Annotated in this window: 8 protein-coding genes; 2 read left to right on the top strand and 6 right to left on the bottom strand. The window is 41.3% G+C overall.

Going from position 1 to position 9,069, the window contains the following annotated elements:
- Window positions 1-164 precede the first annotated feature (164 nt).
- Complete coding sequence (gene mdh / locus AC1HJP_RS20990; RefSeq protein WP_058030924.1) at window positions 165-1,106, bottom strand: malate dehydrogenase; 942 nt, start codon at window positions 1,104-1,106, stop codon at window positions 165-167.
- A gap of 297 nt (window positions 1,107-1,403) precedes the next feature.
- On the opposite strand from mdh, the gene argR reads away from it, so the two are divergent.
- On the top strand, window positions 1,404-1,871 hold the full coding sequence (gene argR, locus AC1HJP_RS20995) for a transcriptional regulator ArgR (protein WP_480363443.1): 468 nt from the start codon (window positions 1,404-1,406) through the stop codon (window positions 1,869-1,871).
- On the opposite strand, the gene AC1HJP_RS21000 is transcribed toward argR, so the two are convergent.
- From AC1HJP_RS21000 to AC1HJP_RS21020, 5 genes are all read right to left on the bottom strand, one after another.
- The gene (locus AC1HJP_RS21000; protein WP_480363444.1) at window positions 1,868-2,785 is read right to left on the bottom strand and encodes a Dyp-type peroxidase; all 918 of its coding nucleotides are present in this window, start codon (window positions 2,783-2,785) and stop codon (window positions 1,868-1,870) included. The genes argR and AC1HJP_RS21000 overlap by 4 nt on opposite strands.
- Before the next feature lie 27 nt (window positions 2,786-2,812).
- The gene (locus AC1HJP_RS21005) at window positions 2,813-3,844 is read right to left on the bottom strand and encodes an ABC transporter ATP-binding protein (protein WP_480363445.1); all 1,032 of its coding nucleotides are present in this window, start codon (window positions 3,842-3,844) and stop codon (window positions 2,813-2,815) included.
- Complete coding sequence (locus AC1HJP_RS21010) at window positions 3,841-5,475, bottom strand: ABC transporter permease (RefSeq protein ID WP_480363446.1); 1,635 nt, start codon at window positions 5,473-5,475, stop codon at window positions 3,841-3,843. The genes AC1HJP_RS21005 and AC1HJP_RS21010 overlap by 4 nt, the downstream gene beginning before the upstream one ends.
- A complete protein-coding gene (locus AC1HJP_RS21015; RefSeq protein WP_480363447.1) occupies window positions 5,475-6,479 on the bottom strand; it encodes a Fe(3+) ABC transporter substrate-binding protein in 1,005 nt (334 codons plus the stop codon). Before AC1HJP_RS21015 ends, AC1HJP_RS21010 begins: the two co-directional genes overlap by 1 nt.
- A gap of 690 nt (window positions 6,480-7,169) precedes the next feature.
- Entirely contained in the window at window positions 7,170-7,838 is a 669-nt protein-coding gene (locus AC1HJP_RS21020) for a tRNA-uridine aminocarboxypropyltransferase (RefSeq protein ID WP_480363448.1), read from the bottom strand.
- Between the two features lie 68 nt (window positions 7,839-7,906).
- On the opposite strand from AC1HJP_RS21020, the gene AC1HJP_RS21025 reads away from it, so the two are divergent.
- Window positions 7,907-8,443 (top strand): GNAT family N-acetyltransferase, encoded by a 537-nt coding sequence (locus AC1HJP_RS21025; protein WP_480363449.1) that lies wholly within the window; start codon window positions 7,907-7,909, stop codon window positions 8,441-8,443.
- The last annotated feature ends 626 nt before the right edge of the window (window positions 8,444-9,069 follow it).

Raw genomic sequence — 9,069 nt, forward strand, 5'->3', positions numbered from 1 at the left:
GCTTCTAGCTTCTAGCTTCTAGCTTCTAGCTTCTAGCTTCTAGCTTCTAGCTTCTAGCTTCTAGCTTCTAGCTTCTCGAGTTTAAAACCAGCATAGTGATGTCAAACAAATTTCAGGCATAAAAAAACCCGCCGAAGCGGGTTTTTAGAACTTTCAGATTGCGATTATTGCGCAGCCATGAAGTCGATACCTTCTTGGATATCTTTGTTTAGTGTTTCTAGCATGTCGTTCTTCGCTTTCTCTTCGAACGCGCTTAGCTCGCCGTAAGAAAGAATTTCTTCAACACCGTTAGTACCTAAGCGTACTGGGTGTGCGAAGTATGCTGCATCACCGTTCTCAACTGCAACGTATGCATAGTCAACAACGTTTTGCTCGCCTTGAAGACCTTTAACTAGTGAGAAGCAGAAACGTGCTGCAGCTGCACCCATTGAAAGTGTCGCTGAACCGCCACCCGCTTTCGCGTTAACAACTTCAGTACCCGCGTTTTGGATACGTGGAGTTAGTGCTGCAACTTCTTCTTCAGTGAACTCAACACCTTCAACTTGAGAAAGTAGAGGAAGAATAGTAGTACCTGAGTGACCACCGATAACTGGTACTTTAACTTCAGATACGTCAACACCTTTCAGTTCAGCAACGAATGCTTCTGAACGGATAACGTCTAGCGTAGTTACACCGAATACACGTGATGCTTCATAAGTACCCGCTTTTTTGAATACTTCAGCAACGATTGGTACAGTGCCGTTTACTGGGTTAGTGATAACACCAACTAGTGCTTTAGGACAGTTACGTACGATACCTTCAGCAAGTGTCTTGATGATACCAGCGTTAACATTGAAAAGGTCAGCACGGTCCATACCTGGCTTACGAGGCATACCAGCTGGGATAAGAACAATGTCAGCACCCGCTAGCGCTGCGTCAAGATCATCTGCACCAAAACCTGCAACTTTAACTGCAGTTGGGATGTGAGATAGGTCTACAGCAACACCAGGAACAACTGGCGCTACGTCGTATAGAGATAGCTCAGAACCTGCAGGAAGGCCATTTTTAAGAAGTAAAGATAGAGCTTGACCGATACCGCCAGCGGCACCTAATACAGCAACTTTCATGTGGAATTCTCCATAATTTGAAGGTGGAATTGTGTGTGCTGTAAAGATAATGAAAAGTGCAGGTAAAAACAAATTTATCGGTGCTATTTTAAGGTTTTTTTCGACTATAGTTGTAAAATATTGCTTTCAGCGTTCAAGCTCGCTTTACACTTCAAAATATTCATTCCTATGTTTCTATAAATACCCTACCACTTAAGCAAATCTTGCAATCAATTCACTTTGTTTTTTAATTGCAAAGTTGGGTCTGGATTCAGAATTGTGTAAAATCTAAGTAATATTTAATAAACGAGTTCAATTATGCAAGCAAACGAAAAGCAAGAAGCACTGATAAAGGCCTTCAAAGCACTATTAAAAGAAGAAAACTTTGGCTCGCAGGGTGAAATTGTCGATGCCCTGAAAGATCAAGGCTTTGATAATGTGAGTCAAAGTAAAGTGTCACGTATGCTGAGTAAGTTTGGTGCGGTAAGAACTCGTAATGCAAAACAAGAAATGGTTTACTGCTTACCGGCAGAGATGGGCGTACCAACAGCTAAAAGTCCTTTGAGACAATTAGTGATTGATATCATACACAATGAAATGATGATCATCATCCGTACCAGCCCAGGTGCAGCTCAACTGATTGCCCGTTTACTAGACTCATTAGGTACTGCTGATGGCGTATTAGGTACCATTGCTGGTGACGATACTATCTTTATTGCACCAGCTAAAATCTCTGAGATAGATGTAACACTTGAGAAAGTAAAAACTTTATTCGACAACGTTTAACTTTCGGCTATTTGCGCCATGTTTTGCAGAAACTGCACGGATGGCGCAAAAAACGCAGCCCCCATATCGGCCTGACAATAATCTAGCCACGCATCGTAATGCTGATCGTTCCCTACTCGAGTCGTTAACAGCTGCTCGAAAGCATTCCCCTTTGCGGCACAACTCACCCACAAAGACCCTTGCTCAAAGACATCTCCAAACGGCATACTTTGCTCAAGTAATAGTGGTAAGTTGTCTGCATTTTTAAGCTCAGTTAATGCGGCATGGCTATTAGTTAAGGCGTGTTCTAGCTTTTTATTCTCTAAACGAGAGCGGCCCATAATGGCTTCTTGGTCATTCAGGCTTAGTTGTTGCCAACGGTTTAGATCAAACTTCACTCGCTGTACATGAATGTAGCTACCTTGATCTTCAAAGCTTTCTGGGTCATGAACTAAAGCCACTTGGCGCTTAAAACGTCCATGAGGCGTATTAGCGCCATAAATAAAGCCGTTAAAATCTCGACCGTCTAAGAATCGGAAAGTACGGATATGTGCGACCAATTCCACTTTACCCGCCAACATATGCCTGACACTTTGAGCAAATAGGTGGTTCACATCTTCTCTGTCAGAGCGGATCACATACAACAAATCAAACGGCTGAGTGTGCATAAGATGCTCGTGAGAGCGAATATGCGGGAAGCTTTTTAACTCTTTAGGAATACACTCGGGATATATATGTGGCCAATACTGCGCACCAATAGCTACAAAGCTCGATACCATAGATTCAGAGAAGCGGTCGCTCAATTCTGATTGTAAGCGTTCACATTGCCCTAATGCTGCTCTAACGGCTTCATCTTGCCCATCGAGTACATTAAAAAACAAATGTAATCCATGCAGATTTGCCTCTGCACACACTCCTGACTGCGGCTGAGCCATGGCACCCCAAGTTATAATAAGTAATGACTATGAAAAGAAATTTACCGCATGTGGCTTAATTTTAAAAGTCACTGGCTCATTAATATTCAGAGCATGTTCACTTTCGACTGGCACTTCGATGACTTGCTCTGCCACTTTTATTTGATAAATAAACTCAGTACCAATAAAGCGCGACTGCAGGATTTCGACGTCATTCGTCTCGCCATTTTCTAGCTGTATATGAGCAGGTCGAATATAAATTTGTCCAGAACCTTGCGCATTTTCACACACTTTTGTCGAAGTAAATCTACCAAATGAAGTAGTAAATTCTCGTTTATCTTCAACTTGGGCTGGAATATAAATACCCTGCCCCAAAAATTCTGCGACTTCTTTACATGCTGGCTGTTCAAATAGCCTTTTAGCATCACCTAATTGAGCTATTTTACCTTGATGCATTACAGCCAGTTTATCAGCAAAAGCAAAGGCCTCTTCTTTTGAGTGGCTAACAAAGATAGCTGAGACCTTTTGATCTTTTATAATCTGTCGAATGTCATTGATAAGTTGAAAGCGCACTTGCGCATCAATATTCGAAAAAGGCTCATCAAGGAGTAATAAGTTAGGTTTATAAGCAAGCGCTCTTGCAATGGCGACGCGTTGTTGCTGACCACCTGAAAGCTCATGAGGATAACGCTCAGCAAATTCAGATAAATGCACAAGCTCCAGCATTTCATTTACACGTACTTGTTTGTCAGCCTTACTAAGCTTACTTAAGCCAAACGCGATATTTTGGGCAACGGTTAAATGAGGAAATAACGCATAATCCTGAAACATCATGCCAATATTACGATGCTGCGGCGCTGTAAACTGCGTGTTGTCACTCATGGTTTTACCATGAATAACAATTTGACCTTGCTGAGGCGTTAATAAACCTGCCACGGCTTTTAAAGTGGTTGTTTTTCCACAGCCACTGGCCCCCAATAAGCAAACAATTTCATTTTCGGCGACTTCTAAATCTAAATTTTCAATCACTTTTTGGCCATCATATTGATAGCTTAAGTTTTTTAAAGACAAACTACTCATGAATTGTGCTGCTCCATTGAGCGATTAACAAAATACAAAGGCACTAAGCCAACAAGAACAATAAATAATGCCGAGATGGACGCAAGCTCTAACTGCTCGTCACTGACATATTGGAAAACATGGGTTGCCAAGGTTTCAAAATTGAACGGACGAAGCAATAAGGCAGCTGGAAGCTCTTTCATACATTCGATAAACACCAATAACCCAGCAGTTAAAATCCCCCCCCGTAAAAGTGGGATATGCACACTACTGAGCATTTGCGCAAAGTTTTTACCCATACTTTGGCTTGCCATATCAAGCGACGGACTAATTCGTACATAGCTAGCTTCCACAGCCCCCTGTGCAATGGCATAAAAACGCACCACATACGCAAATACCATGGCAAAAATAGTACCGCTAAATAGTAGCCCAGGTTCAAATCCGGTGCCTTCTAACCAGTCATTTAGTTTTGTATCCAGTAAAGTCAGCGGCAGTAAAACCGCAATCGCTAATACTGTTCCTGGTAATGCATAACCTGTGCTTGATACACGCCCAGGCAACGCCTTGGTTTTTTGTTCGCCGATACGTTGGTAAAACAACACGATAATACTTAAAGCGATTGCGATGACACTCACCCATAAAGAGATCTTCAAGCTTTGCCAAGCATATAAGAAAAACTCAGAGTTCCATGCTTGGTCGAAATAATCTATTGAATAACTGACGAGCACACCAACCGGTAAGGCAAAAGCAAAAAACAACACCACAATACAATAGATACTGGCAAACCATGCGTACTTGCCTGATAGAGCATATAAATGCGTGTCGTTTACGGCACTTTGCCTTTCATGCACAGTGGTGTTTTTACGGCTGATCTTCTCTAATGTAATAGCCACAAATAAGAACAACAACATGATCCCAGAAATTTTCGCAGCCGCAGTCAACGAGTAATAGCCGAGCCAAATGTCATAAACAGCCGTTGTAAGTGTGCTGACAGCAAAATAATGCACTGTGGCAAAGTCTGCCATGGTTTCCATGCTGATCAAAGCAAGTGCAGCAACAATCGCGCCTCTTGCAAGAGGTAAACTGACCTTGAAGAAGCTTTGAAGTGGGCTCATACCCATTAGCTGACTAGCTTGTAATAACTTAAATGACTGCTCGCGCAAAGCAGTTTTAAAAATAAGGTAGAGGTAAGGATATAAAACCAATGCAATCATCACGATTGCACCACCTAATGTTCGAATATCAAAGAACCAATAATCATCTGGTGATTGCCATCCAAACCACTCTCTTAAAGCAATTTGTACAGGCCCAGCGTAATCAAATAAATCAGTGTAAACGTAAGCAATAATGTAGGTAGGCATTGCCAAAGGTAACATTAACGCCCATTCGAAGTATTTTTTGCCTGGAAATTGACAATAAGCGGTTAACCAGCCAAGTGGTAAAGCAATCAAACAACTTAAGAAGAGCACACCCGAAATGAGGACAAGGGTATTATAAATATAATCCCAAAGCACCGTATCCCACAGGTGGGTAAAAACATCAGAGTCGCCTTGCAGCGACTCGAAGATTAAAAATGCCAGTGGTGCTGATAAGCAAGCGCCTATCAGCCAAGCAAAAACCTGCCATTTAGACAGAGAAAGTAATGATTGCATTAAAGATCAAATTTTACCTCATCGATTAGCTTAAGTGCTAAAGGACGGTATTTACTAATTTCTGACAATGGTAAGTTGTCTTCCTTAAACTCACCCCAAGATGCCACAAGTTCAGAAAGCGCCACACCTGGTTTAACTGGATATTCCATATTCATTGACGCATACATATTTTGCGCCTTATTGTCCGTCATAAACTCGATAAGTTTCAAGGCGTTTTCTTTATTTTTCGAATATTTCGTTAGCACAACACCCGAAACATTTAAGTGAGCGCCTCGATTTGTTTGGTTCGGGAAGTTGATATAAACAGAATCAGCCCATGGCTTTTGCTTTTCATCTTGCAGCATCTTGCCAAAGTAATAGCTATTACCCAATGCAAGATCACATAAGCCCTCTTTCACGGCTTTAACTTGCGCTCTGTCATTACCTTGTGGTTTTCTTGCTAAATTTGCTTTAACCCCTTCAAGCCATGATTTAGTCTCCGCTTCACCATGATGCGCGACCATAGATGCAACTAGCCCTAAATTATAAGGGTGCTTACCAGAGCGAGTACAAATTTTGCCTTTATACTTTACATCAGCCAATTCTTCATAAGTTAACGCATCTAATTTTCCTAAGCGCTCTTTTGACGAATAGACATTACGAACACGCTTGGTCAGTGCAACCCACTGACCTTCTGGGTCGCGAAAGCTTGCAGGTACATTTTTGGTCACAACATCGCTCTTAATCGGCTGCGTTAGATCCATCGACTCTAACTGCATTAAAGCACTAAAGTTAGATGTTAAAACAACATCAGCACGGCTATGCTTACCTTCACGCTTAACTCTTTCAATTAGCCCTTTTTTTGCAAAAACCACATTCGTTTTAATGCCAGTTTGCTTGGTAAAATCATCAAGAATAGGCTGAATTAGAAAAGGCTGACGGAAAGAATAAATGTTGATTTCTTCGGCTGCCATAGCAGGCAAACACGTGACAGTTGAGAGTAGAATAGCCAATGCTTTTTTCATAAGGCCTCCAAAGCCAAACAATAATTATTATCAACTAATTTTAACTATTCTATTTCTAAAGTACACCCTTTTACTGATTAAAAACTGTAACTTGATTTTCTATTAACGTCTAATTAGCAATTGATTATGTAAGAGATCTCTCACTTTAGGTGTCGCTTTGAAGTAAAACGCAGCTCAACAAAACAACAACTAGAAAATTAGTCATTATTTATCATGAGTTTGAAACTTTATTATCTATTCAGCTCTCGAAATAAATAAATTCTTAATCTTTTTTAACTTCGCTATTCCATTAAACTTTAATCATCTTTCAGGAAGCCAGTGACGGCTGTAAATCACATGACGTGTAATGGACTGTAATAGTTAATTATTGCCAAATACGGTTTAATTAACTTATGGAACAACAGGATGAGCGCTCAAGGTGAGCCATACAGGATGTATATAGGATTTAATGGAGCCATGGCGGCCAGATTTGTTATGGATAACGGCAGGAAGCTCGGATAAGGGCATATGGATGTTTGGCATAAAGCCAATGCAGGACACTACAGGAAGTAGTACTCGCTTAATCATAGAGAGCGAGTGAAAGGACATTGATTGTATGGAGTTGATCAGCTCAAAACCAAAGCAGGACGCTTAGAAGATTCCGTCAACGCGGCTCATAGAGCCGCGTTTCTTCGTTTAAGGGTTCTGAGTTTAACTTAAACTTCTTTTTCCCTTTAAGTATGCATCTCTAAAATCAATAAAGTGGGCTGTTAGTTTTTCTGCAGCAGAGCACTCTCCAGCTTCAGCTAAGACAACACACGCAACTTCTGCTGTACCTAGCTGATGAGCATGCGGAGCAACTCTGAGTTTATAATCTGATAGAGAGTCTGGGGACACAGAAAGCACAGGGAAAGCATCTAAATATTCACTCTTTCTAAACATTTTTTTCGCTTCACGCCATGTTCCATCTAAAAAAATAAATAATGGCTTTTTAGACTCAACACGTTCAACTTTAGTAATAACACGTTCTGGCTCTGCGCTATCAGCGGGGAAGACGACAATTGGCTGATAGCTTGGATCTTTTAGAAGCGATAACAGTGCCTCATCTGGCTCAGTCCTATCCCAACGAAAAGCATAATTATCAGGCACCACATCTGCGATTAAACGACCCGTATTTGAGGGCTTAAAACTTTCATTGTGATACATTAATAGACACACTGCGCTTTGACAATCCTCGGCAACTTGAAGGTTGTCACAGATGCACAAATGTTCAGAAAGCAAACAAGCTTCACAGCGGGATAATTTTGAACCTCGCGCTTTAAACTCTCGCTTGGCCGCAGCAATTTGCTTTTGACGTAGAACTAATACTGAATTTTTCACTAATACCCCTTAGGTTATAAGCCTAATATTGTAATCAACTAAACTCATAAAAGCAGTAAGGAACTCAAATGAAGATGCAAAACTCGAAAAGATTAAGCTATCGACTCATGAGTGAAAATGATGCCGATTTACTATTCGAACTAGACCAAGATCCTGCGGTCATGAAATATTTAACGGATGGTAAGCCTAATTCAATGGAGACAATTAGAGGGGTTTTTATCCCTCGTTTAGAGCAGTTCACAAATTTAGAAAAAGGTTGGGGTTTATGGCAAGTGAATACCCTTGAAGAGGGTCTGTTCATTGGTTGGGTATTAGTCCGTCCGATGGGCTTTTTTACAGAACAACGTAACGACTGTAATTTAGAGCTGGGCTGGCGCTTTAAACAAATAAGTTGGGGCAAGGGCTATGCAACGGAAGCCGCCCAACATATTGCCAACAACCTTGCGACTGACAAAGCATATACTTCATTTTCTGCAGAGGCCCTTGAAGGCAACTTAGGCTCTATCAATATTATGAAGAAGCTTGGTATGCACTATGTAAAGCATTTCATTCATCAAGATGAGCAAGGTCAGCATAACGCTGTACTCTACTCTAAAGAGCTGTAAGCTTTCCGACGAAAAGCAAATTGGCTACTGCAGAGGTGGGAATACTTGATTAAGAGTAAACCTCTGACCGTCTGGTTAGCTAAAACGGAGTAAGATCAAAATTTCAGGCATAAAAAAACGACGCTCAATGGTTATTTCTCACATCAATTGGTTTGATGTGGCGGATGCGGGACTTACTTTATGGAGAGTGAACCTTCGACAGCTGGCTAGCTAAAACAGAGTAAGCTCTAAATTTTAGGCATAAAAAAACCGACGTTCAATGGTTATTTCTCACATCAATAGTTTAATGTGGCGGACGCGGGACTTGCTTTGTGGAGAGTGAACCTTCGACAGCTGGCTAGCTAAATCAGAGTAAGATCTAAATTTTAGGCATAAAAAACCGACGCTCAATGGTTATTTCTCACATCAATAGTTTAATGTGGCGGACGCGGGACTTGCTTTATGGAGAGTGAACCTCCGACATTCTAATTAGCTAAACCCGAGCAAAGTCTAAATTTCAGGCATAAAAAAACCGACTATCGTCGGTTATTTCTCACATCAAAGTTTGATGTGGCGGACGCGGGAGGATTCGAACCTCCGACCGCCTGGTTCGTAGCCAGGTACTCTATCCAGCTGAGCTACGCGTC

Source organism: Pseudoalteromonas sp. NFXS53 (genome assembly GCF_056629255.1).